20 protein-coding genes are annotated in these 23,749 nt (G+C 68.1%); 11 read left to right on the forward strand and 9 right to left on the reverse strand.

The window, feature by feature from the left end; all coding sequences use genetic code 11:
* Both ACH4DZ_RS13700 and ACH4DZ_RS13705 read left to right on the forward strand, forming a co-directional pair.
* A complete protein-coding gene (locus tag ACH4DZ_RS13700; RefSeq protein WP_398287262.1) occupies positions 1 to 465 on the forward strand; it encodes a MarR family winged helix-turn-helix transcriptional regulator in 465 nt (154 codons plus the stop codon).
* A gap of 55 nt (positions 466 to 520) precedes the next feature.
* Positions 521 to 973 (forward strand): GNAT family N-acetyltransferase, encoded by a 453-nt coding sequence (locus tag ACH4DZ_RS13705; protein WP_398287263.1) that lies wholly within the window; start codon positions 521 to 523, stop codon positions 971 to 973.
* A 132-nt stretch (positions 974 to 1,105) separates the two neighbouring features.
* Here the strand turns inward: ACH4DZ_RS13705 and ACH4DZ_RS13710 are convergent, their stop codons facing one another.
* Positions 1,106 to 2,494, reverse strand: a complete 1,389-nt coding sequence (locus ACH4DZ_RS13710) for a serine hydrolase domain-containing protein (RefSeq protein WP_398287264.1) — start codon at positions 2,492 to 2,494, stop codon at positions 1,106 to 1,108.
* 73 nt (positions 2,495 to 2,567) lie between these two features.
* A complete protein-coding gene (dnaB, locus tag ACH4DZ_RS13715; RefSeq protein WP_267028153.1) occupies positions 2,568 to 4,049 on the reverse strand; it encodes a replicative DNA helicase in 1,482 nt (493 codons plus the stop codon).
* Positions 4,050 to 4,508: 459 nt separating this feature from the next.
* On the opposite strand from dnaB, the gene ACH4DZ_RS13720 reads away from it, so the two are divergent.
* Positions 4,509 to 5,846: an MATE family efflux transporter gene (locus tag ACH4DZ_RS13720; RefSeq protein WP_398287265.1), complete on the forward strand. Its 1,338-nt coding sequence runs from the start codon at positions 4,509 to 4,511 to the stop codon at positions 5,844 to 5,846.
* A 185-nt stretch (positions 5,847 to 6,031) separates the two neighbouring features.
* Here the strand turns inward: ACH4DZ_RS13720 and rplI are convergent, their stop codons facing one another.
* The 4 genes from rplI to rpsF all read right to left on the reverse strand — a co-directional run bounded on the left by rplI (position 6,032) and on the right by rpsF (position 7,786).
* Positions 6,032 to 6,478, reverse strand: coding sequence for a 50S ribosomal protein L9 (rplI, locus tag ACH4DZ_RS13725; RefSeq protein ID WP_107020428.1), 447 nt, complete (start codon positions 6,476 to 6,478; stop codon positions 6,032 to 6,034).
* Positions 6,479 to 6,496: 18 nt separating this feature from the next.
* Positions 6,497 to 6,733, reverse strand: a complete 237-nt coding sequence (gene rpsR, locus ACH4DZ_RS13730; RefSeq protein WP_003949403.1) for a 30S ribosomal protein S18 — start codon at positions 6,731 to 6,733, stop codon at positions 6,497 to 6,499.
* 60 nt (positions 6,734 to 6,793) lie between these two features.
* On the reverse strand, positions 6,794 to 7,417 hold the full coding sequence (locus ACH4DZ_RS13735; RefSeq protein WP_398287266.1) for a single-stranded DNA-binding protein: 624 nt from the start codon (positions 7,415 to 7,417) through the stop codon (positions 6,794 to 6,796).
* A 78-nt stretch (positions 7,418 to 7,495) separates the two neighbouring features.
* Positions 7,496 to 7,786 carry a 30S ribosomal protein S6 gene (gene rpsF / locus ACH4DZ_RS13740; protein ID WP_028804085.1) on the reverse strand — a complete coding sequence of 97 codons (291 nt, stop codon included), beginning with the start codon at positions 7,784 to 7,786 and terminating at the stop codon, positions 7,496 to 7,498.
* 275 nt (positions 7,787 to 8,061) lie between these two features.
* Between rpsF and ACH4DZ_RS13745 the strand changes: the two genes are divergently transcribed.
* The 3 genes from ACH4DZ_RS13745 to ACH4DZ_RS13755 all read left to right on the forward strand — a co-directional run bounded on the left by ACH4DZ_RS13745 (position 8,062) and on the right by ACH4DZ_RS13755 (position 10,864).
* Positions 8,062 to 8,376, forward strand: a complete 315-nt coding sequence (locus tag ACH4DZ_RS13745) for a hypothetical protein (RefSeq protein ID WP_189771410.1) — start codon at positions 8,062 to 8,064, stop codon at positions 8,374 to 8,376.
* A 259-nt stretch (positions 8,377 to 8,635) separates the two neighbouring features.
* Positions 8,636 to 9,757 (forward strand): peptidoglycan bridge formation glycyltransferase FemX, encoded by a 1,122-nt coding sequence (femX, locus tag ACH4DZ_RS13750; protein ID WP_398287267.1) that lies wholly within the window; start codon positions 8,636 to 8,638, stop codon positions 9,755 to 9,757.
* Positions 9,758 to 9,832: 75 nt separating this feature from the next.
* Positions 9,833 to 10,864, forward strand: coding sequence for an alanine racemase (locus ACH4DZ_RS13755; RefSeq protein WP_189771406.1), 1,032 nt, complete (start codon positions 9,833 to 9,835; stop codon positions 10,862 to 10,864).
* A 103-nt stretch (positions 10,865 to 10,967) separates the two neighbouring features.
* Here the strand turns inward: ACH4DZ_RS13755 and ACH4DZ_RS13760 are convergent, their stop codons facing one another.
* Positions 10,968 to 12,488, reverse strand: a complete 1,521-nt coding sequence (locus tag ACH4DZ_RS13760) for a glycosyltransferase family 87 protein (protein ID WP_398287740.1) — start codon at positions 12,486 to 12,488, stop codon at positions 10,968 to 10,970.
* A gap of 142 nt (positions 12,489 to 12,630) precedes the next feature.
* Positions 12,631 to 15,357, reverse strand: a complete 2,727-nt coding sequence (locus ACH4DZ_RS13765) for a transglycosylase domain-containing protein (RefSeq protein ID WP_398287268.1) — start codon at positions 15,355 to 15,357, stop codon at positions 12,631 to 12,633.
* A 374-nt stretch (positions 15,358 to 15,731) separates the two neighbouring features.
* On the opposite strand from ACH4DZ_RS13765, the gene ACH4DZ_RS13770 reads away from it, so the two are divergent.
* The 4 genes from ACH4DZ_RS13770 to ACH4DZ_RS13785 all read left to right on the forward strand — a co-directional run bounded on the left by ACH4DZ_RS13770 (position 15,732) and on the right by ACH4DZ_RS13785 (position 19,491).
* On the forward strand, positions 15,732 to 16,415 hold the full coding sequence (locus ACH4DZ_RS13770; RefSeq protein WP_398287269.1) for a helix-turn-helix transcriptional regulator: 684 nt from the start codon (positions 15,732 to 15,734) through the stop codon (positions 16,413 to 16,415).
* A 44-nt stretch (positions 16,416 to 16,459) separates the two neighbouring features.
* Positions 16,460 to 17,542: an inositol-3-phosphate synthase gene (locus tag ACH4DZ_RS13775; RefSeq protein ID WP_398287270.1), complete on the forward strand. Its 1,083-nt coding sequence runs from the start codon at positions 16,460 to 16,462 to the stop codon at positions 17,540 to 17,542.
* 80 nt (positions 17,543 to 17,622) lie between these two features.
* Complete coding sequence (locus ACH4DZ_RS13780) at positions 17,623 to 18,888, forward strand: MFS transporter (RefSeq protein WP_398287271.1); 1,266 nt, start codon at positions 17,623 to 17,625, stop codon at positions 18,886 to 18,888.
* 114 nt (positions 18,889 to 19,002) lie between these two features.
* Positions 19,003 to 19,491, forward strand: a complete 489-nt coding sequence (locus ACH4DZ_RS13785; RefSeq protein WP_398287272.1) for a hypothetical protein — start codon at positions 19,003 to 19,005, stop codon at positions 19,489 to 19,491.
* Between the two features lie 126 nt (positions 19,492 to 19,617).
* Here the strand turns inward: ACH4DZ_RS13785 and ACH4DZ_RS13790 are convergent, their stop codons facing one another.
* Positions 19,618 to 21,084, reverse strand: coding sequence for a CCA tRNA nucleotidyltransferase (locus tag ACH4DZ_RS13790; protein WP_398287273.1), 1,467 nt, complete (start codon positions 21,082 to 21,084; stop codon positions 19,618 to 19,620).
* A 236-nt stretch (positions 21,085 to 21,320) separates the two neighbouring features.
* On the opposite strand from ACH4DZ_RS13790, the gene ACH4DZ_RS13795 reads away from it, so the two are divergent.
* Entirely contained in the window at positions 21,321 to 23,729 is a 2,409-nt protein-coding gene (locus ACH4DZ_RS13795; RefSeq protein WP_398287274.1) for a DUF6049 family protein, read from the forward strand.
* The last annotated feature ends 20 nt before the right edge of the window (positions 23,730 to 23,749 follow it).

Consider the following 23,749-nt stretch of genomic DNA (forward strand, 5'->3'; position numbering starts at 1 on the left):
ATGACAGCGACGGACCCCGCGCTCACCGCTCTCGCCCAGGGCTGGTGTGCCCTCTCTCTGCTGCACGGGAGGATCGAGGCTCACATCGAACGAGCCCTGCAGTCGCGACACGAGCTGAGCGTGCGCGAGTACTCGCTCCTCGACGTCCTCAGCCGTCAGCACGACGGCGACGGCGGCCATCTGCAGATGAAGCAGGTCGCCGACGCGGTCGTCCTCAGCCAGAGCGCCACCACACGACTGGTGACCCGGCTGGAGGACCGAGGTCTGCTCTCGCGCTACCTGTGCCCGACGGACCGCCGCGGCATCTACACGAACGTCAGCGAGGCGGGGCTCACGCTTCTGGAGGAGGCTCGGCCCACCAACGACGCGGCCCTTCGGGAGGCGCTGGACGAGGCGGCCCGGAGCCCCGAGCTTGCCCCGCTGGTTCGCGTCGTGGAGTCGGCGAGCCTGCCCGCGCCCGCATAGGGCGGGTCCACCGCGGACACGGCTGTGCCGTTCTCGTTCTGCATAGGCTGACGCCATGGGAGATCTTGAGATACGCCCCGCGGTCGCCGACGACATCCCCGCGATCGTCGCGATGCTCGCCGACGACCCGCTGGGTTCGCAGCGTGAGTCACCGGACGACCTGCCCCCGTACCTGGCCGCGCTGGAACGCCTCAGCGCAGATCCGAACCAGCACGTGGTCGTCGCTGTGCGGGAGGGCCGGGTCGTGGGCACGCTTCAGCTGACGATCGTTCCCGGGCTGTCCCGCAAGGGAGCCACCCGCTCGATCATCGAAGCCGTACGTGTCCAGGCCGACGAGCGGGGCAGCGGCCTGGGCACCCGCTTCATCGAGTGGGCCGTGGACCGTTCCCGAAGCAAGGGCTGCCAGTTGGTACAGCTGACGTCGGACGCCACTCGGACGGATGCTCACCGGTTCTACGAGCGTCTCGGCTTCACGGCATCACACGTCGGGTTCAAGCTGCAGCTCTGAGGCCCGTCCCGGCGAATCGGGTCATGGACCATGGATCATGACATTGGACGGCATGCCGAGGGGCGTCCTGTTTCACGTGAAACAGGACGCCCCTCGGCATGCCGCATCCATGCGACGCGGACAGGGAAGCGGCTACTTGATGCCGCGCCACCCCTCGGAGTCCACTCCACCCGGGACCGGAGCGCCCTCACCGTACGGCTGACGCGTGAACACGAACGAGCCGAGGTCCAGGTGGCTCACCGACCCTTCAGGCTCCTCAACGGCCCGTAGAAGCTCACCGGCGTAATAGCCGTCGAGCCCGGTCCAGGTCCCATCGCCCTCGGCCCGGAAACGCGAGCGCCGGCCGTTTCCCGCCAGGGGCCCGAGCGTCACACCCCCGTCGGACGTGAGACGCAGCGCGAACGCGTGCGTCCCCCAGTACCAAGGTCCGGCCAACTCCAGTACGGACCGGTCGACTTCGGGCAGTGGCCGCCACGGCTCGGGAATCCGGGGCTCGGCCTCCGCGACGATACGCACGAGGTCGGCGGCGACCGTCGCCACCGGCGGACCCGAGGTGCAGTTCGCGAGCACGACGGCGGCGAGGTCGTCCTCGACGCTGATCATGAGCCCGGCGAGAAAGCCCGGGAGGGAACCGCCGTGCCCCACCAGGGTCCGGCCTTTCCGGTGCTGAACCTGCATACCGAGCCCGTACGCGGCACCGGCCACCACCTCCTCCGGTTCGGCGGGCGCGGCGGGCGTACGCATCTGCCGTACGGACTCCGCACTCAGCACCCGGTCGTCGCCCCGCGCGAGGAAGACGGCGAAGCGCGCCAGATCGCCGCTGGTCGACCAGAGCTGACCGGCCGGCGCCATCAGTCCCAGGTCCTCGACCGGCTCGGGAAGCATGACGTCCGCCCAGGGGTGCACGGCCCAGCCACCCGCGTGAGGGGCTTGCGGCTGCGCGCTCGTCCGGTGCAGTCCCAGTGGTTCGAGCACCTCGCTCCGCAGGACCTCCTTCCAGGAGGCGCCCCGCAGCTCCTCGATCAGCGCGCCCAGCAGGGTGTAACCGGGGTTCGAGTAGTGGAATCGCCGGCCGACCGGATGCCGGTGCGGCTGCTCGCCCAGGACGTCGGCGAGTTCGGGACGTAGCGACCCGGGAGTGCGCTCCCACCAGGGGCCAGGCGCCTCGGCGGCCAACCCGGCTGTGTGCGCGAGGAGTTCGGCGATCGTCGCCTCCCCCGCGCCGGTGCCCGGCAGATGCTTCTCCAGCGGGTCACCGAGGTCGAGCAGGCCCTCGTCGCGCATCCGCAGTACCAGGACGGCCGTGAAGGTCTTGGTGATCGAACCGATGCGGTACTGCACGTTCTCGTCGGGTCCATGACCGTCCACCGAGGTGCGGGACCCGTGCCATACCGTGTCCCCGCCCCGCACCACCGCCGCGACCAACGACGGCGCACGCCCTTGCGCCTGGGCGGTGGCGATTCTGTGCAGGAGGGCCCGGCGCGTGGCGGGAAGCAGTTCTTCCGCGGAAGTCGTCGTCATGACCCCAGTCCACCTGCCCCGACGCCCCCCGTCGAGCGCATTTGGCCCCGACCCGGTCGCTCCTGGGGAGAGATCAGGTCTGCGCCATGTCCACGAAGCGGGAGTAGTGGCCCTGGAAGGCGACCGTGATGGTGGCCGTGGGGCCGTTTCGGTGCTTGCCCACGATGATGTCCGCCTCGCCCGCGCGCGGTGACTCCTTCTCGTAGGCGTCCTCGCGGTGCAACAGGATCACCATGTCCGCGTCCTGCTCGATGGAACCGGATTCACGGAGGTCGGAGACCATGGGCTTCTTGTCCGTGCGCTGCTCGGGACCACGGTTCAGCTGGGACAGCGCGATGACGGGCAGCTCCAGCTCCTTGGCCAGCAGCTTCAGGTTTCGCGACATGTCCGAGACCTCCTGCTGCCTGCTCTCGGAGCGCCCCTTGCCGCCCGACTGCATCAGCTGCAGATAGTCGATGATGACGAGCTTCAGGTCGGCGCGCTGCTTGAGGCGGCGGCACTTGGCACGGATCTCCATCATCGACAGGTTCGGGGAGTCGTCGATGTAGAGGGGAGCGGCCGAGACGTCGGGCATCCGGCGGGCGAGCCGGGTCCAGTCCTCGTCGGTCATCGTGCCGGAACGCATGTGGTGCAGGGCCACCCGCGCCTCGGCGGACAGCAGACGCATGGCGATCTCGTTGCGGCCCATTTCGAGCGAGAAGATCACGCTCGGCATGTTGTGCTTGATCGAGCAGGCTCGGGCGAAGTCCAGCGCCAGCGTCGACTTACCCATCGCGGGACGGGCCGCGATGATGATCATCTGGCCGGGGTGCAGGCCGTTCGTGAGCTGGTCGAGGTCGGTGAAGCCGGTCGGCACACCGGTCATCTCCCCCGAGCGCGAACCGATCGCCTCGATCTCGTCGAGCGCGCCCTCCATGATGTCGCCGAGCGGCAGGTAGTCCTCGGTCGTGCGCTGCTCGGTGACCGCGTAGATCTCGGCCTGGGCGCTGTTGACGATCTCGTCCACGTCGCCGTCGGCCGCATACCCCATCTGCGTGATGCGCGTACCGGCCTCGACCAGGCGGCGCAGGACCGCGCGCTCGTGGACGATCTCCGCGTAGTACTCGGCGTTGGCCGCCGTCGGGACCGTCTGGACCAGGGTGTGCAGATACGACGCACCGCCGACCTTGGTGATCTCGCCGCGCTTGGTGAGTTCGGCGGCGACCGTGATCGGGTCGGCCGGCTCGCCCTTGGCGTAGAGGTCAAGGATCGCGCCGTAGACGGTCTCGTGCGCGGGCCGGTAGAAGTCGTGGCCCTTGAGCACCTCGACCACGTCGGCGATGGCGTCCTTCGAGAGCAGCATGCCGCCGAGCACGGACTGCTCGGCGTCCAGGTCCTGTGGGGGCACTCGCTCGAAGGAGGACCCCCCGCCGTCCCAGCCACCGCTGTCCGAACCGCGGTCGTGCTGATCCTCCCTGCCCCGGCCGCCACCATCGCGGCGCTGTCGGGAGGCGGGCAGACGGTCACTGGGACCGCTGTCGGCCCACGGGTCGTCCAAGGGCTCGGAGATACTCACCGGGCCACCTCCTCCCGTCCGCCGAGCGGACCTCGCCGTGCCCTTTATTCCTACGGCACGACACTGACAAATGAGACGCCCAACTCCGGTTCTGACGCGTCGGTTTTGCGAGGTTTCCGAGGACGGAGGAGGGAGAGGGTGCCGCACCACGGTAGGCCCGCGGGCACCGTCAGCCAATCTGGTTATCCACAGGCCATGTGGACGACGGCCCCGATGCTGTGGAGAACTCCGCAAAACCTGTGCACGACCCGGTGGACAGGCCTGTGAACAAGCACTCAGCCTGTTTTCCACATCGGCTCTGACCTGGGCATATCCCATCCACCGGCTGTGCAGAAGAAAAACTTTCAGACTCGGGCCAAGATCGATGCGAATGGCGTGTGGTGGCACGTCGCACGAGTTTGCCAGTAAGGGTTGCTAGACAGTTGCATCTCTTACCTGTGGAAGATTAGATTGATGTGCATGACACAGGCTCCATCGGCCCCCAAGGCTTCCCGGCGACGGCACGACCGAGAGATCGTCGCGCTGGCCGTTCCGGCCTTCGGCGCGCTCATCGCCGAGCCTCTTTTCCTCATGGCCGACACCGCCATCGTCGGTCATCTCGGCACCGCCCAACTCGCCGGTCTCGGAGTCGCCTCCGCCCTCCTCACGACAGCCGTCAGCATCTTCGTCTTCCTCGCGTACGCCACCACGGCCGCTGTCGCCCGACGGGTCGGGGCGGGCGACCTCCAGGCCGCCATCCGCCAGGGGATGGACGGTATCTGGCTCGCACTGCTGCTCGGCGCCGCCGTCATCGCCGTCTTCCTGCCCACCGCACCCGCACTGGTGGAGCTCTTCGGGACCTCGGAAACCGCCGCGCCCTACGCCATCACGTATCTGCGTATCTCGTCGCTCGGCATCCCCGCGATGCTCGTCGTCCTCGCCGCCACCGGTGTGCTGCGGGGTCTGCAGAACACAAGGACACCGCTCTATGTCGCCATCGCCGGCTTCGTCGCCAACGCGGCCCTGAACGCGGGTCTCGTCTACGGCGCGGACCTCGGCATCGCCGGATCCGCCTGGGGCACCGTCATCGCCCAGTTCGGAATGGCCGCCGCCTATCTCTTCGTGGTGGTCCGCGGCGCGCGCAAGCACGGCGCCTCCCTGCGGCCCGACGCCACCGGGATACGCGCCTGCGCCCAGGCCGGTGCACCGCTGCTCGTCCGCACCCTCTCCCTGCGAGCGGTGCTGATGATCGCCACCGCCGTCGCCGCGCGTCTCGGAGACGCCGATATCGCGGCCCACCAGATCATCCTGACCCTGTGGAGCCTGCTCGCCTTCGCGCTCGACGCCATCGCCATCGCGGGACAAGCCATCATCGGGCGCTACCTCGGTGCCGGCGACACCCAAGGAGCCCGTGAAGCCTGCCGACGCATGGTGGAGTGGGGCATCGCCGTCGGAGTCGTACTCGGCGGCCTGGTGATCGCCTGCCGGCCCTTGTTCCTTCCGCTGTTCACCAGCGACTCGGCCGTCCACGACATCGCGCTGCCCGCTCTGCTCATGGTTGCGCTCTCCCAGCCGATCTGCGGCATCGTCTTTGTCCTCGACGGCGTGCTGATGGGCGCGGGGGACGGCCCGTACCTCGCACGGGCCATGGTGCTCGTCCTGGCGGTCTTCGCTCCGGTGGCGCTGCTCATTCCTACCCTCGGTGGCGGCCTCACCGCTGTCTGGGCGGCGATGACCCTCATGATGACCGTGCGCATGCTGACCCTGTGGCTGCGGACCCGCTCGGGCCGCTGGATCGTCACGGGCGCTACGCGCTGACCGAACGTTTCACGTGAAACGGAAGCTGGAGCATTGTTGTTTCACGTGAAACGAGGACGCTCCCGCTCCCGTTTCACGTGAAACAAGGGACCGGTCGGTCAGCCTGGAGCACCAGGGCAGAACAGCAAGAAGGGCCGCACCCACGCGGGGTGCGGCCCTTCTCTCAGCTCTGCTGAGCGCAGCGATCAGGCTGCGACAACCTCGATGTTGACCTTGGCGGCCACCTCGGGGTGCAGACGCACGGACGTCTCGTGAGCGCCCAGCGTCTTGATCGGCGAGCCCAGCTCGATGCGGCGCTTGTCGACCTCGGGGCCACCGGAAGCCTTGATCGCCGAAGCGACGTCGGCCGGGGTGACGGAACCGAAGAGACGGCCGGCGTCGCCGGAGCGGACGGCCAGGCGGACCTTGACGCCCTCAAGGCGCGCCTTGATCTCGTTGGCCTGCTCGATCGTCGCGATCTCGTGGATCTTGCGAGCACGACGGATCTGCTCGACGTCCTTCTCGCCGCCCTTGGTCCAGCGGATGGCAAAGCTCCGCGGGATCAGGTAGTTGCGAGCGTAGCCGTCCTTGACGTCGACGACGTCGCCCGCGGCACCGAGGCCGGAGACCTCGTGGGTGAGGATGATCTTCATGTTTCGGTCACCCTTCCCTTATCGCGCGGTGGAGGTGTAGGGCAGCAGCGCCATCTCACGGCTGTTCTTCACTGCCGTGGCGACGTCACGCTGGTGCTGCGTGCAGTTGCCGGTCACGCGGCGGGCACGGATCTTGCCGCGGTCGGAAATGAACTTCCGCAGCATGTTCGTGTCCTTGTAGTCCACGTACGTGACCTTGTCCTTGCAGAATGCGCAGACCTTTTTCTTCGGCTTGCGCACAGGCGGCTTCGCCATGTGTGTCTCTCCTGTTTGATCAAGAAGTGTGGGTACGGCCCACCCTCTTCGGCCCTGGGCCTAGAAGGGGGGCTCGTCCGAGTAGCCGCCACCGGAGCCGCCGGAACCGCCGGAGCCGCCGGAGTTTCCACCCCAGCCACCGCCGCCGCCGCTGCTGCCGGCCTGCTGGCCGCCGCCGGCAGGAGCGCTGGTCGCCCAGGGATCGTCGGCGGGAGCACCGCCACCACCCTGCTGCTGACCGCCGCCGGAGCCTCCGCCCCAGCTGCCGCCCTGCTGGCCGCCGCCACCGCCGCCGCTGTAACCGCCCTGGCCACCTCGGCCGGTGGTCTTGGTGACCTTGGCCGTGGCGGTCTTCAGGCTGGCGCCGACTTCCTCGACGTCCAGCTCGTAGACCGTGCGCTTGACGCCCTCACGGTCCTCGTAGGACCGCTGCTTCAACCGGCCCTGCACGATGACGCGCATGCCTCGCTGGAGCGACTCCGCGACGTTCTCCGCCGCCTGACGCCAGACCGAGCAGGTCAGGAACAGGCTTTCGCCGTCCTTCCACTCGTTGGTCTGACGGTCGAAGGTGCGGGGAGTGGACGCGACACGGAACTTCGCGACCGCCGCACCGGACGGGGTGAAGCGCAGCTCGGGGTCGTCGACAAGATTGCCGACGACCGTGATGACGGTCTCGCCTGCCATGGGGGAACCTCTCGGCGGGTTTGCTGCTGGCTGCTTGGTGCTGCTACTCGATGCCCGAGTTCAGCTGAGCTGGAATGCTCAGTGGGTCTCGGGACGGAGGACCTTGGTCCGGAGGACCGACTCGTTCAGGTTCATCTGGCGGTCGAGCTCCTTGACGACCGCAGGCTCGGCCTGCAGGTCGATGACCGAGTAGATGCCCTCGGGCTTCTTCTTGATCTCGTACGCGAGACGACGACGGCCCCAGGTGTCGACCTTCTCGACCTTTCCGTTCGCCTCACGGACGACGGAGAGGAAGTTCTCGATCAGCGGCGAGACAGCACGCTCTTCGAGATCGGGGTCGAGGATGACCATGACTTCGTAGTGACGCATGTGTAACCCACCTCCTTTGGACTCAGCGGCCACGGTCGTTCCGTGGCAGGAGGGTTGTGATGCGTTCGCAACGGTATCGGCAGCCACTGACAATCGGACCGCCGATCAGCGAACTGAGCGAGGGACCGTGCTGCGGCCTGGGCAGACACCGGTGCAGACGCTACAGACTACCCGCTCACGGGCTTCCGGTTGAAATCAGGGCCCGATGACCGTCAGTCTGTACCCATCGGGTGTGTACGGCGCTACGATGCGCCACCTTCCGCAGGAGGTGCCAGATGGCACAGACATTGCGACCCAACACCGCCGGCTCTCTCTTCGCCACCGACCACAAGCCCCATCCGCTCCAGGACACGCTGCTCGCCGTGACGCTGGTCCTCGGAGTGACGGCCTTCGTCTCCGCGATGTTCCACAGCCTCCATCTGCTCAGTTCGTGGGCGGGGCTGATCGGCATCATCACCGGCGCGTACGGACAGTTCGTCTCCGAGACCACCCGGGAACGATTCGGGCTGATCCTCGGTCTGGGTGCCTCTGCTGTCGGCTTCCTCCTCGGCATGGCGCACGGCGGTCTCTTCGGCGGCGTCATCGGCTGACGGCGGCCGGGAGCCGGCTGTCCCCGGCCGCCACTCCCGACTCCCGGCTCGCTCGGCTCCCGAATCCCGACCCTCCCGACTCGCCGGCCGTCCGGCTCCGGCCCGGCGGCCGGCCGCACCCCGGGGCACCCCGGCCGCACACCGGCCGCGGCCCGGGACGCATACGGCCAGACGAGGCGCTCGCAGGGCGCAGTAGGCTTCGGCGCGAGAGCCGGAGCCCCTGTACCCATGGGGACACACCAGCCGAGGAGCGCCCCGAATGAGCCTGACCCTGAGGACCATCAGCCGCGAGCAGCATCTGGCGTACCTCCAGAGCCTGCCCGCGGCCAGCCACATGCAGGTCCCCGCCTGGGCAGATGTCAAGGCGGAGTGGCGCTCCGAGAGCCTCGGATGGTTCGACGACAGGTCCGGCGAGATCGTCGGTGCGGGCCTGGTGCTGTACCGCCAACTGCCCAAGATCAAGCGCTATCTCGCCTATCTGCCCGAGGGCCCGGTCATCAACTGGTTCGCGCCGAATCTGACCGAGTGGCTGGATCCGATGCTCGCGCACCTCAAGCAGCAGGGCGCCTTCTCCGTGAAGATGGGCCCGCCGGTGATCATCCGGCGCTGGGAGGCCACTTCGATCAAGAGGGGCATCCAGGACCCGGACGTGAAGCGCCTGCGCGACATCGAGGCCGACTTCATCGAACCGCGCGCCTTCGAGGTCGCCGACAAACTCCGGCGCATGGGCTGGCAGCAGGGCGAGGACGGCGGGGCGGGCTTCGGCGACGTACAGCCCCGCTACGTCTACCAGGTGCCGCTGGCCAACCGGTCCCTGGAGGACGTCCACAAGGGCTTCAACCAGCTCTGGCGACGCAACATCAAGAAGGCCGAGAAGGCCGGCGTCGAGGTCGTCCAGGGCGGTTACCAGGATCTGGAGGAGTGGCAGCGCCTCTACGAGATCACGGCTCTGCGCGATCACTTCCGGCCCCGGCCGCTCTCGTACTTCCAGCGCATGTGGACGGCTCTCAACACCGAGGACCCCAACCGCATGCGGCTGTACTTCGCCCGGCACGAGGGTGTGAACCTCTCCGCCGCGACGATGCTGGTCGTCGGTGGGCACGTCTGGTACTCCTACGGTGCCTCCGACAACATCGGCCGGGAGGTCCGGCCCTCGAACGCGATGCAGTGGCGGATGCTGCGTGACGCCTACGCGCTCGGCGCCACCGTCTACGACCTGCGTGGCATCTCCGACTCGCTGGACGAGACCGATCACCTTTTCGGTCTCATCCAGTTCAAAGTGGGTACCGGCGGGCAGGCCGCCGAATACCTCGGGGAGTGGGACTTCCCGCTCAACAAACTGCTCCACAAGGCGCTCGACATCTACATGTCGCGCCGCTGACGCACCAGAATCGGTCTTCGTACCTCCTGCATACGCTGCTACACCGCTGCCACGAGAAAGGTTCCAGGTCCGGCCATGGCGCTCACGCTCTACGTCGACACCGCACGCTGGCGGGCGCACCACAAGCACGTGTCCGAGCAGTTCCCGGGACTCGTCCCCGTCTGCAAGGGCAACGGCTACGGCTTCGGCCACGAGCGGCTCGCCGACGAGGCCACCCGCCTGGGCTCGGACGTCCTGGCCGTCGGCACGACCTACGAGGCGGCGCGGATCAAGGACTGGTTCGGCGGCGACCTTCTGGTGCTGACGCCGTTCAGGCGGGGCGAGGAGCCCGTGCCGCTGCCCGACCGTGTCATCCGGTCCGTCTCGTCGGTCGACGGGGTCTACGGCCTCGTGGGCGCCCGCGTCGTCATCGAGGTCATGTCCTCGATGAAGCGGCACGGGGTGAGCGAGCGGGATCTGCCCCAGTTGCACGCCGCCATAGAGAACGTGCGGCTGGAGGGCTTCGCCATCCACCTGCCCCTGGACCGTACCGACGGCTCGGACGCCGTCGAGGAGGTCATCGGCTGGATGGACCGGCTGCGCGCGGCACGACTGCCGCTGCACACGATGTTCGTCAGCCATCTCAAGGCCGACGAACTCGCCCGGCTGCAGCAGCAGTTCCCGCAGACCCGCTTCCGGGCCCGTATCGGCACGCGGCTGTGGCTGGGGGACCACGACGCGACCGAGTACCGCGGAGCGGTCCTGGACGTCTCTCCCGTCGCCAAGGGCGACCGATTCGGTTACCGGCAGCAGAAGGTCGCCTCGGACGGCTGGCTGGTCGTCGTGGCGGGCGGTACGTCGCACGGGGTGGGCCTGGAGGCCCCCAAGGCCCTGCACGGCGTCATGCCGCGCGCCAAGGGCGTCGCCCGGGCCGGCCTCGCCACGGTCAACCGGAACCTCTCGCCGTTCGTCTGGGGCGGCAAGCAGCGCTGGTTCGCGGAGCCCCCGCACATGCAGGTCTCGATCCTCTTCGTGCCCTCGGACGCTCCCGAGCCGAAGGTCGGCGAGGAACTGGTGGCCCATCTGCGGCACACCACCACGCAGTTCGACCGCGTCGTCGAGCGCTGACCGCGCGGCGTCCCGCGCCCGGGCCCGGGCCCGCACACAGGCGAAAGGCCGTACACGCACTCCGTGTACGGCCTTTCGTGTGCCTGCCCCCGCTCCTGTTCGCTCAGAGCGAACTTGGATCCTTGCCGTCCTTGTCCTTGCCGCCGCCCCACTCCACGTACGGGCCGTCGAAGTGCGCCGCGTGCCGGGGAGGGTGGGCCGCGGGGCCCAGAACGAAGACGTCCTGGGCGCCGTCCAGCACACCGCCCGACGGATCGTCGTCTCCGGAGCGGCGCACCACGTCCCGCTCGGGCATGAGGATGTCGCGCACGATCACGGCGCACAGGTACAGCGTGCCCAGGAGGTGGACGGCGATGGCCAGCTGGTAGCCCTCCTGGGGCAGTCCCTTGTGGGCGTCACCGCTCGTCGTGTAGGCGAGGTACATCCAGATCCCGAGGAAGTACGCGACCTCGCACGCCTGCCAGACCAGGAAGTCCCGCCACTTGGGGCGGGCCAGCACCGCGAGGGGAATCAGCCACAGTACGTACTGCGGCGAATAGACCTTGTTGGTGAGGATGAAGGCCGCGACGATCAGGAACGCCAGCTGGGCGAAGCGGGGCCGGCGCGGAGCGGCCAGCGTGAGCGCCGCGACGCCCGCGCAGGACAGCAGCATCAGTACCGAAGCCCACGTGTTGACAGTGTCGGTGTCGAGCGACGTGTCACCGCGCTGGGAGAGGATCAGCCAGAAGGAGCCGAAGTCGACTCCACGTTCCTGGCTGAACGTGTAGAACTTCGACCAGCCCTCGGGCGCCAGGAGCATGACCGGAAGGTTCACGACCAGCCAGGCGCCCGCGGCGCCGAGCAGGGCGGTGCCGAACGCACGCCATCTGCCCGCCCGCCAGCACAGCACGAGCAGTGGCCCCAGCAGCAGCACGGGATAGAGCTTGGCGGCCGTGGCGAGCCCCAGGAGGACCCCGAAGGCGAGCGGGCGGCTCCGGGACCACATCAGCATCGCCGCGGCCGTCAGAGCGACCGCCAGGAGGTCCCAGTTGATGGTGGCGGTCAGCGCGAAGGCGGGCGCCAGAGCGACCAGCAGGCCGTCCCAGGGCCGCCGCCGGTGGGTGCGGGTCACGCAGACCGCGATGACGGCCGTGCAGGCCATCAGCATCCCGGCGTTGACCATCCAGTAGACCTGCTCCTGGTCCTGGATGCTGCCGCTGCCCGGCGTGAGCCAGGAGGCGACCTCCATGAACACGCCGGTGAGGACCGGGTATTCGAGGTACTCCATGTCGCCTTCGAGCTTGTCGAAGTACGGCACGAGCCCGTCGGCGAAGCCACGCCCCTGGTAGAGGTGCGGAATGTCCGAATAGCAGGCGTGCGTGTACTGGGAGCTGGCCCCGAAGAACCAGGCACCGTCGTAGCAGGGCAGTTTCTGCACCATGCCGAGGGCGAACATGCCGATCGCGACGAGTGCGACGACCCGTACGGGAGTCCACCAGGACGTTCCCGTCAGCGCGCGCCGCCCGAGGGGACCGCCGAACAGTTCACTGCCGGTCGCCGCGACCGGGTCCTCCTTGGTCGGCGGCACCAGATCGGGCTCGTGCACGCTCGCGCGCGTCGTTTCTGCACTGGGCATGCCGCACATCCTGCCGTACGTGTCCGGGAATACGCCGAGGGCGGCCGGGTTCGGGCCCGGCACGTGCTCGCCGGGGCGCCTGACCTCCCCAAACGCGAGTGGCCGCCGACCGGGGCCGGCGACCACGTCGCGTCGATGGAACTTCTACCGGCTAGCCCGAGGACCCCTGGAACAGGCCACCGTTGCCGTTGCCTCTGCTGTTCCCGCCGTCCTCCTCCTCGGATTCCGAGGTCGAGGGACTCGCGCCGCCGTCCGTACCGCCGGTGTCGGTCTCGCCGGTGCTGGCTCCACCGTCGTCCTCGCACCCGAAGCCGAAGGCGCCACAGGACTCACTCGTGGTGGGGCTGGGAGACGTCTCGGTCTCCGACGGAGTGGGAGTCGGCGACTCGCTCTCCTCCTCTTCCTCCGTCTCGGTGGGCGTGGGTGTCGGGGTCGGGACCACGACGTCGTTGACGACCGTGCCGATGGGTTCGGGCGTCGGGAACTGCTCGACCTTGGTGCCCTTGAGCGCCTGCTCCATGTAGTCGTGCCAGATCTCGGCCGGGAACGAGGCGCCGTGGATCTTGTCCTGGCCACCCGTTCCGTACATCTCCAGGAACTCGCGCTTCTTGTTGGACTCGTCGTCGTCCAGGCGGTACATGGAGATCGCGGTCGAGAGCTGCGGGGTGTAGCCGACGAACCAGGCGGACTTGTTGCCGTCGGTCGTACCGGTCTTGCCCGCCACCGGCCGGTTGCTCAGCTTCGCCGCGGTACCGGTGCCCTTGTCGACGACGGTCTTGAGGACATCGGTGACGTTGTCGGCGACCTGCTTCGTGAAGGCCTGCTTCGTCTTGGCCGCGTTCTCGTGCGTGAAGACCGTTCCGTCCTTGTCGGTGATCTCGTCCACCGAGTACGGCTCGCTCTGCTTGCCGCTCGCCGCGAAGGTGGCGTACGCGCCGGCCATCCGGATCGCGCTCGGGTCGGAGGTGCCGATGGAGAAGGACGGGAAGTTGGCGCTGGCCAGGCTGTCGTCCTTGATGCCGGCGTCCACCGCGGACTCCCGCACCTTGTCCAGTCCGACGTTCATGCCCAGTTGGACGTAGGCGGAGTTGGAAGAGACCCTCATCGCCTCACGCAGGTCGATCTGGAAGGTGGGCGGGTTGTACGACTCGTCGCCGTCGTTCCGCTGCAGCCATTCCTTCTCGTCCTTGTCCTTCCAGACCGTCCCGTCGTAGTCCTCGATCTTCAGCTTGTTCTTGCCGCTGTAGAGACTCTTCGGGGAGACCTGGATGCGCTCGTCCTGGGCCTGCGTCGGCTCCAGGTCGGGATCGCGGACACCCCACTTCATGGCCGCCGCGAGAACGAACGGCTTGAAGGTCGAACCGACCTGGGCGCCCGTCTGGTCGGCGTTGTTGGTGAAGTGCTTGGTCGCGTCCACACCGCCGTAGATGGCCTTGATCGCGCCGGTCTCCGGGTCCACGGAAGCCCCGCCGAACTGGACGTGCTTGTCCGTCTTCGGCCGTTCCTTCTCCTTGATGTTCTCCTTGATGACCTTCTTCACCGCGGATTCGAGCTGGCCGACCTTCTTCTTGTCGAAGGTCGTGTGGATCTCGTAGCCGCCGTCACGAAGCTGCTTCTCGGTGATCCCGGTCTTCTCGCTGTTGTTGACGATGTACGCCTTGGCGAGGTCGACCAGATAACCGACCTGACCGCCCAGCTGGGCGTTCGACCGGGGACTCTGCAGCTTCGGGAAGTCGCGGTACTTGGCGCGTACCGACTCCTCCAGGTGCCCGTCCTTGACCATCTCGCCGAGGATCCAGCGCCAGCGGATCTCCGCGCGCTCGCGGTTGGCCGCGGGCGTGGCGGACGGGTCGATCGACTCCGCGCCCGCCGGGTCGTAGTACGTGGCGCCCTTGAGCACCGCCGCCAGGAAGGCGCACTGGCTCGGGTTGAGGTCCTCGGCGTCCTTGTCGAAGTACGTACGCGCGGCGGCCTGGATTCCGTAGGCGCCGCGGCCGTAGTAGGCCGAGTTCAGGTAGCCGGCCATGATGTCTTCTTTTTCGACATTGGCGCCGACCTTGATGGAGACGAAGAGCTCCTTGAACTTCCGGGAGATCGTCTGCGACTGGTCCTCCAGCATGGCGTTCTTCACGTACTGCTGGGTGATCGTGGAGCCGCCCTGGGTCTGACCACCCCTGGCCATGTTGAACAGGGCCCGGCCGATACCCATGGGGTCGACGCCCCGGTCGTTCTCGAACGTCTTGTTCTCGGCCGAGATGACGGCGTAGCGCATCTCCTTGGGAATCCGGGAGTAGTCGATGATCTGCCGGTTCGTCTCACCACCGGTGGCGACCATCTGCGTGCCGTCGGCCCAGTAGTAGACGTTGTTCTGCGCCTCCGCCGTCTTGGCGACGTCCGGCAGGCCCACCAGCGCGTACGCGACTCCCGCGACCGCCATCATGCTGCCGAAGAAGCCGATGACCAGTCCCGTCACAAGCTTCCAGGACGGCATCCAACGTGCCGCCCCGTACCTGCCCGCGCGCGGGTAGTCGATGATCCGCTTCTTCGGCGGTACGGACCCACGTCCGCGCCCCCGGCCGGGACCTGTGGGCCCGCCGGGGCCGCCTCGTCGGCCGCCACCCCCCTGGCCTCCCTGCCCCGCGCCGTCGTCGGCTCTGCGTCGACCGGCGCCGCTGCTGTTTCTCTGTGACGCCCGCCGGGCCTCGGCGCGACTGCCGAACGGGCGTTCTTCACCCCCCGAGTCGTATGAATCGGAAGGAGACTCGGTTGCGCCTCGCGGTGCCGCACGGCGGCCGGAGGACGAGCCGGTCTGGCCGCGTCGGGCCGCGGCACGTCCGCCACCCTGCTGCTGCGGCGATTTGCGACGGTGCTCGCTCATCGAACGATTACTCCTCGGGCAGGCGCACCTGAGCGCACCTGGAAACGGCGGCTGGTTTCCGGTCCCCCCGAAGTACGGATGCGGTCGTTTTTACATTCATCCGTACCGCACCGAGGACAAGGACGTCCTCAGGCGTCACTCGGTTCCCGGTGGTTTGCATGGCGGACAGACTACGCACCGTCAAAACCTGCCTAGCACCGAAGTTCACCCCAAACCAGGCAACTTGCTCCCTACGAATCGATGATGTGACGCCGTTCACCGTGCCCCCTCTTGTCGCAGGGGGAGGACCGATCTATCGTGTCGATGTATCGAGTCGATACATCAGCTCGGCATAAAGACCGTCACGGCAGGACCGCGGCAGAGAGGAGGCGACGATGAGCCGGCGTTCCGGAATCCTTGAGTTCGCTGTCCTCGGCCTTCTCCGCGAGTCCCCGATGCACGGCTATGAGCTGCGCAAACGTCTCAATACGTCACTGGGTGTGTTCCGTGCGTTCAGCTACGGGACGCTCTACCCCTGCCTCAAGACGCTGGTCACCAACGGCTGGTTGATCGAGGAGCCGGGGAACACCTCCGAGGACGCCCTCGCGGCGCCGCTCGCAGGACGTCGAGCCAAGATCGTCTACCGATTGACGGCGGAAGGTAAGGAACACTTCGAGGACCTCCTGTCGCAGACAGGTCCCGACGCGTACGAGGACGAACATTTCGCCGCTCGTTTCGCCTTCTTCGGCCAGACGTCACGGGATGTACGGATGCGGGTCCTCGAAGGCCGCCGCAGCCGTCTCGAAGAGCGCCTGGAGAAGATGCGCGCCTCGCTGGCGCGCACCCGGGAGCGACTCGACGACTACACGCTTGAGCTCCAGCGCCACGGAATGGAGTCCGTGGAGCGCGAAGTGCGCTGGCTGAACGAGCTCATCGAGAGCGAGCGGGCGGGACGGGACCATCGGCGTCCCGGACCCGACGGCTCCGCTCAGCAGGACAACACATCTGGGGAGTCGGGCGGCCTGCCCCGGCCCGGGGTCACCCCCGGGCCGGATCCGTCCGATGACACTGCCACGTGAAGTCCGCTCAGGACTTCACCGAGTACACACAGGGAGCAACCGGAATGGGTTCGGTTCGCGTAGCCATCGTCGGCGTGGGCAACTGCGCCGCCTCGCTGGTTCAGGGCGTCGAGTACTACAAGGACGCCGACCCGGCGTCCAAGGTGCCGGGCCTGATGCACGTCCAGTTCGGCGAATACCACGTGGGTGACGTCGAGTTCGTCGCCGCCTTCGACGTCGACGCGAAGAAGGTCGGCCTCGACCTCTCGGACGCCATCGGCGCCAGCGAGAACAACACCATCAAGATCTGTGACGTCCCGAACAAGGGCATCACGGTCCAGCGCGGCCACACCCATGACGGGCTCGGCAAGTACTACCGCGAGACCATCGAGGAGTCGACCGAGGCCCCGGTCGACATCGTCAAGGTCCTCAAGGACAAGCAGGTGGACGTCCTCATCTGCTACCTGCCCGTCGGTTCCGAGGACGCGGCGAAGTTCTACGCCCAGTGCGCCATCGACGCCAAGGTCGCGTTCGTCAACGCTCTGCCGGTCTTCATCGCCGGCACCAAGGAGTGGGCGGACAAGTTCACCGAGGCGGGCGTCCCGATCGTCGGCGACGACATCAAGTCGCAGGTCGGCGCCACCATCACGCACCGCGTGATGGCGAAGCTGTTCGAGGACCGCGGTGTCCGTCTTGAGCGCACCATGCAGCTCAACGTCGGCGGCAACATGGACTTCAAGAACATGCTGGAGCGCGACCGCCTGGAGTCCAAGAAGATCTCGAAGACGCAGGCCGTCACCTCGCAGATCCCCGACCGTGACATGGGCGCGAAGAACGTCCACATCGGTCCCTCGGACTACGTGGCCTGGCTCGACGACCGCAAGTGGGCGTACGTCCGCCTTGAGGGCCGCGCCTTCGGTGACGTCCCGCTGAACCTGGAGTACAAGCTGGAGGTCTGGGACTCCCCGAACTCCGCGGGTGTCATCATCGACGCCCTGCGCGCCGCGAAGATCGCCAAGGACCGCGGCATCGGCGGCCCGATCCTCTCCGCGTCGAGCTACTTCATGAAGTCCCCGCCGGTCCAGTACTTCGACGACGAGGCCTACGCCAACGTCGAGAAGTTCATCAAGGGCGAGGTCGAGCGCTAAAGGCCCGTCCCGCGCACGGCTGTTGAGGGTCCCCGGGGCATCGCTCCGGGGACCCTCCTGCCTGTGCGAGGCTGTAACCCATGGCTGTCGTGAGTGACCTGCGCGTACTCCTGCGCTTCAGGAACTTCCGGCGTCTGCTCGCCGTCCGGCTGCTGTCACAGGGCGCCGACGGGGTCTACCAGGTCGCGCTCGCCACATACGTCGTCTTCTCACCGGAGAAGCAGACCTCCGCCGCCGCGATCGCCTCCGCGATGGCGGTCCTGCTCCTCCCGTACTCCCTCGTCGGCCCCTTCGCAGGCGTCCTCCTGGACCGCTGGAGACGCCGCCAGGTCTTTCTGTACGGAAACCTGCTGCGGGCGCTTCTGGCGTCCCTGACGGCCGTTCTGATGCTCAGCGGTGTACCGGACTGGCTCTTCTACGCCTCCGCGCTGTGCGTGACCGCCGTGAACCGGTTCGTGCTCGCGGGTCTGTCCGCCGCCCTGCCCCGCGTGGTCGACTCCGAGCGCCTGGTGATGGCCAACTCCCTGTCGCCGACGGCCGGAACACTCGCCGCGACCCTCGGCGGCGGCCTCGCCTTCGTCGTACGCCTCGTCGGCTCCGATTCCGATGCGGCGGTCGTCCTCGTGGGAGCGGCCCTGTACGTGTGCTCCGCGCTCGCCTCGCTGCGACTGGCCCCGGATCTGCTGGGACCCGAACGGCGGTCGGTGCGCCCACGGCTGAGGACGGCCGTGCTCGGCACGGCGCGCGGTCTGGCGGCGGGCGTACGTCACCTGGCCGAGCCCGCGCGCCGCGAGGCCGCCTGGGCCCTGGCCGCGATGACCCTGATGCGGTTCTGCTACGGCGCGCTGACGGTCATGGTGCTGATGCTCTGCCGGTACGCCTGGTCGTCCGGCCCGGACGACGACGGGCTCGCTCTGCTCGGCCTGGCGGTGGGAATCTCCGGAGCGGGCTTCTTCGCCGCGGCCGTGCTGACTCCGGCGGGCGCGAGCCGGCTCGGCCCCGGCGGCTGGATCATCGCCTGCGCGGCTTCCGCCGCTGTCCTGGAGCCGGCCCTTGGCCTGTCGTTCGCCGAGGTCCCCGTCCTGATCGCCGCCTTCGTACTCGGTCTGACCACCCAGGGCGCGAAGATCGCCACGGACACCGTCGTCCAGTCGTCCGTCGAGGACGGCTTCCGTGGCCGGATCTTCGCCGTCTACGACGTCCTGTTCAACGTCGCCTTCGTCGGCGCCGCGGGAGTGGCCGCCCTGATGCTGCCCCCTGACGGCCGATCCGTGGCGCTTGTGGTCACGGTGGCCGTTATCTACGGGGCAGTTGCTGCAGCTATGACCCGCTTTGAGCGCCAGTAAGTGTCACATCAAGGAAACAGAGACACTCCGGGCTACGGAGTTGTCAGTGGGGCCCGGTAGCTTACGTGCGTCTTATTTCGCGCCACGCGCTCCACGTTCGAGGGGGACCCCCAAGTGACCACGCCGCCGCCGCAGGGCCAGAATCCGTTCGCTCAGGGCCAGCCGGCCGAGGGAAATCCCTACGGGCAGCAGCCGCCCCAGGGCAACCCCTACGGGCAGCAGCCCCCGCAGGGCTACCCGCAGCAGCCGAACGCCCCCTACCCCCCGGTCGCGCCGGAGCCGCCGAAGCGCAACCTCAAGAAGTACCTGCGCTTCGCCATCCCCGTCGTCGTCCTCATAGTCGCGGTCGGCGGCTGGCTGGCGAGCCGTGACGATGCATCGAGCGCCAAGGTCGGCGACTGCATGAGCATCGGCAACCCGAACAGCACCACCGACCCGGAGCTTGAGGTCGTGGACTGCGGCAATTCCAAGGCCGCGTACAAGGTCGAGCAGAAGAAGAGTGACGACTCGGGCTGCGACCGCACCAAGTACGCCGAGTACACCGAGACCGGCGGCAGCAGTGACTTCACCCTCTGCCTGTCGGAGTACTCCGCGAAGAAGTAAGAGCCCGCTGATACGCCGAGGGCCGTTGTTTCACGTGAAACAACGGCCCTCGGCGTATCCGGCGTCTGACAGCCGGGGTCATGTTTCACGTGAAACATGACCCCGGCCGGACGCGCCCGCGCGTTCTCAGCTCTGCTCCGCCCACCACTCCTTGAGAGCCGACACCGCGGCGTCGTACTCCATCGGCCCGTTCTCCAGACGCAGTTCCATCAGGAACTTGTAGGCCTGACCGATGGCCGGGCCCGGCCCGATGTCCAGGACCTTCATGATCTGGTTGCCGTCGAGGTCGGGACGGATCGCGTCCAGCTCCTCCTGCTCCTGGAGCTGGGCGACGCGCTCCTCCAGACCGTCGTAGGCGCGGGAGAGGGCGGTGGCCTTGCGCTTGTTCCGTGTCGTGCAGTCGGAGCGGGTCAGCTTGTGGAGCCGGCTGAGGAGTGGTCCCGCGTCACGGACATAACGGCGGACGGCCGAGTCGGTCCACTCCCCGGTGCCATAACCGTGGAAGCGCAGGTGCAGCTCGACCAGACGCGAGACGTCCTTCACCAGCTCGTTGGAGTACTTGAGCTCGGTCATCCGCTTCTTGGTCATCTTGGCCCCCACCACCTCGTGGTGGTGGAAGGAGACCCGCCCGTCCTCCTCGAAGCGACGCGTCCGCGGCTTACCGATGTCGTGCAGCAGGGCAGCCAGGCGCAGGGTGAGGTCCGGGCCGTTCTCCTCCAGCGCCATCGCCTGTTCCAGGACGATCAGCGAATGGTCGTAGACGTCCTTGTGCCGGTGGTGCTCGTCCCGCTCCAGACGCAACGCGGGCAGCTCGGGCAGCACGCGGTCGGCGAGCCCTGTGTCGACGAGCAGCGACAGCCCCTTGCGCGGGTGCGCGGAGAGGATCAGCTTGTTCAGTTCCTCACGCACACGCTCGGCCGAGACGATCTCGATGCGGTCGGCCATGGCCTTCATCGCCGCGACAACCTCCGGCGCCACCTCGAAGTCGAGCTGCGCCCCGAAGCGCGCCGCCCGCATCATCCGCAGCGGGTCGTCGGAGAAGGACGACTCGGGGGTCCCCGGAGTCCGCAGGACACGGGCGGCGAGATCGCCGAGACCGCCGTGCGGATCGATGAACTTCTTCTCGGGAAGCGCCACCGCCATCGCGTTCACCGTGAAGTCACGGCGGACCAGGTCTTCCTCGATGGAGTCCCCGTAGGACACCTCGGGCTTGCGCGAAGACCGGTCGTACGCCTCGGAGCGGTAGGTCGTCACCTCGATCTCGAAGCTCTGTACGACATCACCGACGCGCGCGTCCTTCTGCGCTCCCACCGTGCCGAAGGCGATGCCGACGTCCCACAGGGAGTCGGCCCAGGGCCGCATGATCTTCAGTACGTCCTCGGGGCGGGCATCGGTCGTGAAGTCCAGGTCGTTGCCGAGCCTGCCGAGCAGGGCGTCCCGGACCGAGCCGCCGACGAGGGCGAGCGAGAACCCGGCCTCCTGAAAACGGCGGGCCAGCTCATCGGCGACGGGGGACACCCGCAGCAGCTCGCTCACCGCGCGGTTCTGCACCTGACTCAGTGCACTGGGACTGTCTTCGTTGGCGTTCGACACAACAGAAAAGGTTACGTGGCCCCGATGCCCGAGGGCGCCTTCATTAAAAGTGCACAGGTCCCTCCCCTTGTCCACGGTGGGGACACTGCCCTAGATACGGCCACATAGAGGGACAGCCGGGTCTCTTCTTCCGATCTTGTGGAGCGGACCGCGGCACTTACCCTCGGCGAGCATCGTTACCATGCGTGGACGCACATTCCGACGACCACTGACGACGACGAGGGACGGGCGAGCGCGTGGCCGAGGCGGCAGACTTCCAGGGGACCAGTCCCTCACCTGCCCGCCGGTGGCTTCGGCGCACGGGAGCACTGCTCGCCGGGGCGCCTCTGCTGGCCGGCGTCCTACAGCTGCCCAATTCCTCGTCGTCGTATGCCGCTGAACCCAGCGCCGCGGCCGAGGCCACCGGCTCCCGTACGGTCGACGTCTCGCTGGACTCGCTCAGCCCCAGCGTCCCCTCCGACGGTGACACGCTCACCGTCTCCGGCAGGGTCGTCAACAAGGGCAAGCAGGCGGTCACCGCCGCGCACGTCGGACTGCGGGTGGGCCCGACGCTGAACGGCCGCTCGGCCATCGACGACGCCGCGAAGAGCAACCCCTACGCGGGCTCGGAGGTCGGCGGCAAGTACGTGGCCGAGTTCGCGAGGCTGGCCCCGGGCGTCCCGCAGACGTTCAGCATCTCCGTCCCCGTCGACAAGCTGGACCTCGGCTCCGACGGCGTCTACCAGCTCGGTGTCACGCTCACCGGCCGGACCACCGCCGCGGCGTACGACCAGATTCTCGGAATCGAGCGGACCTTCCTCCCGTGGCAGCCGGAAGCCGCCGACGCGAAGACGAGAACCACCTACCTCTGGCCACTGATCTCGACCTCCCACATGACGGCCGAGACGGGTTCGAACGAGCAGCAGACGCCCGTCTTCGCGGACGACGACGCCCTGGCCGCCGAGCTCTCCCCCGGTGGCCGTCTGGAACAGCTCCTCAGCCTCGGCAAGGACCTGGACATCACCTGGGTCATCGACCCGGACCTGCTCGCCTCTGTCGATGCCATGACCCGCAGCTACCGCGTCCAGGTGAACGGCTCCAGCAGGACGACCACGGCCGGCACGCACCAGGCGGTGGCCAAGCAGTGGCTCGGCACGCTGGAGAAGGCGGTCGAGGGCGAGGAGGTCGTCGCTCTCCCCTTCGCCGACCCGGACCTGGCGTCCCTGGCTCACCACGGCACGAAGGTGACCGGCTCCCTGAGCCATCTCAAGGACGCGACCACCGCGGCCGCGATCACCGTGGAATCGGTCCTCCATGTGACCCCCAGCACGGAGTACGCCTGGCCGGTGAGCGGAGCGATCGACCCGTCGATCGTCAAGGTGGCGACCTCGGCCGGCGCGGACACGGTGCTCTCCCGCAGCGACAGCCTCCAGGAGACCGGCGCCCTCCCGTACACGCCCTCGGCGGCCCGGCCGATCGGCGGCGGCACCACGGCGGTCGTCGCGGACGCCCGTCTGTCGACGGCTTTCCAGGGCGACATGACGGTGGCCGACAACTCCACCCTCGCCGTGCAGCGCTTCCTCGCCCAGAGCCTGATGCTCACCCGCCAGGCCCCGGACAAGCAGCGCAGCGTCGTGGTCACCCCGCAGCGCATGCCGACCGCCAGCCAGGCCCAGACGATGGCGCAGGCACTGACAGCGCTCCAGGACGGGAACTGGTCGGAGTCGGCCGAGCTGGCCGCGGCCACCAAGGCCAAGCCGGACGCGGGCGCCACCACCCGAGTGCCGTCGGCGTCCGCGTACCCCCGCTCGCTGGCCAAGCAGGAGCTCTCGCAGGAGGCCTTCGCGCAGATCGAGGAGACACAGAAGAAGCTCAACAGCTTCCAGGTGATCCTCTCCGACAAGTCCCGGGTGGTCACCCCCTTCGGGCGGGCGATGGACCGGTCGATGTCGGCCTCCTGGCGCGGCCGTGCGGACGAGGCGACGACGTACCGCGACGGCGTGCTGAACTACCTCAGAAGCCTCACCGAGGGCGTCGGGCTGATCGACAAGTCCGAGGCCAAGCTCTCGGGCCGCAGCGCCACGATCCCGGTCACCGTGCAGAACAACCTCGTCCAGGGCGTCGACCACCTGGTGCTGCGTCTCACCTCCACGCAGCCGAGCCGCCTCAGCATCGGCGACGGTGCCTTCCATGAGCAGCCGGTGGCGGTCGCGGGCGGGCACAGCCAGTCGGTGAAGTTCACCACCAACGCCCATGCGAACGGCCGGGCCGGGGTGATCGCCCAGCTGTACACCGAGGACGGCCAGGCGTACGGGCCCCCGGTCGCCTTCGACGTGAAGGTCACCGAGATCACGGCCACGGTGATGCTGGTCATCGCCGGCGGTGTCCTCCTGCTCGTGCTCGCCGGATTCCGGATGTACACGCAGCGCAAGCGGGAGGCGGCCCGCCAGGCCGCGCTGGAAGCGGACGCCGTCCCCACGGACGACTCGGCGGAGCAGGCCCCCGCCACGGACGCGGAGAGCACCGACGAGGCAAAGGGCGTCCACGACCGGGCGTCCACGACCGAGTCGAGTCCGCCCGACCCGGAGCACCCGAGTGACCCTTCACCGGACACCGCACCGGAAATCACTGACCCGTCCGGCGCGGGTGAGAGAGTGGACCGTTGAGCGATGTCGTGGCCGGTGGG

The sequence above is a fragment of the Streptomyces sp. NPDC017991 genome, assembly GCF_044328075.1.
Lineage (GTDB): Bacteria > Actinomycetota > Actinomycetes > Streptomycetales > Streptomycetaceae > Streptomyces.

What these genes read in the sequence shown, in the direction of transcription:
- ACH4DZ_RS13700 (WP_398287262.1), top strand. Translation starts at nt 1, where the DNA reads ATGACAGCGACGGACCCCGCGCTCACCGCTCTCGCCCAGGGCTGGTGT.
- ACH4DZ_RS13705 (WP_398287263.1), top strand. Translation starts at nt 521, where the DNA reads ATGGGAGATCTTGAGATACGCCCCGCGGTCGCCGACGACATCCCCGCG.
- ACH4DZ_RS13710 (WP_398287264.1), bottom strand. Translation starts at nt 2,494, where the DNA reads ATGACGACGACTTCCGCGGAAGAACTGCTTCCCGCCACGCGCCGGGCC.
- ACH4DZ_RS13720 (WP_398287265.1), top strand. Translation starts at nt 4,509, where the DNA reads ATGACACAGGCTCCATCGGCCCCCAAGGCTTCCCGGCGACGGCACGAC.
- rplI (WP_107020428.1), bottom strand. Translation starts at nt 6,478, where the DNA reads ATGAAGATCATCCTCACCCACGAGGTCTCCGGCCTCGGTGCCGCGGGC.
- rpsR (WP_003949403.1), bottom strand. Translation starts at nt 6,733, where the DNA reads ATGGCGAAGCCGCCTGTGCGCAAGCCGAAGAAAAAGGTCTGCGCATTC.
- ACH4DZ_RS13735 (WP_398287266.1), bottom strand. Translation starts at nt 7,417, where the DNA reads ATGGCAGGCGAGACCGTCATCACGGTCGTCGGCAATCTTGTCGACGAC.
- rpsF (WP_028804085.1), bottom strand. Translation starts at nt 7,786, where the DNA reads ATGCGTCACTACGAAGTCATGGTCATCCTCGACCCCGATCTCGAAGAG.
- ACH4DZ_RS13745 (WP_189771410.1), top strand. Translation starts at nt 8,062, where the DNA reads ATGGCACAGACATTGCGACCCAACACCGCCGGCTCTCTCTTCGCCACC.
- femX (WP_398287267.1), top strand. Translation starts at nt 8,636, where the DNA reads ATGAGCCTGACCCTGAGGACCATCAGCCGCGAGCAGCATCTGGCGTAC.
- ACH4DZ_RS13755 (WP_189771406.1), top strand. Translation starts at nt 9,833, where the DNA reads ATGGCGCTCACGCTCTACGTCGACACCGCACGCTGGCGGGCGCACCAC.
- ACH4DZ_RS13760 (WP_398287740.1), bottom strand. Translation starts at nt 12,488, where the DNA reads ATGTGCGGCATGCCCAGTGCAGAAACGACGCGCGCGAGCGTGCACGAG.
- ACH4DZ_RS13765 (WP_398287268.1), bottom strand. Translation starts at nt 15,357, where the DNA reads ATGAGCGAGCACCGTCGCAAATCGCCGCAGCAGCAGGGTGGCGGACGT.
- ACH4DZ_RS13770 (WP_398287269.1), top strand. Translation starts at nt 15,732, where the DNA reads ATGAGCCGGCGTTCCGGAATCCTTGAGTTCGCTGTCCTCGGCCTTCTC.
- ACH4DZ_RS13775 (WP_398287270.1), top strand. Translation starts at nt 16,460, where the DNA reads ATGGGTTCGGTTCGCGTAGCCATCGTCGGCGTGGGCAACTGCGCCGCC.
- ACH4DZ_RS13780 (WP_398287271.1), top strand. Translation starts at nt 17,623, where the DNA reads ATGGCTGTCGTGAGTGACCTGCGCGTACTCCTGCGCTTCAGGAACTTC.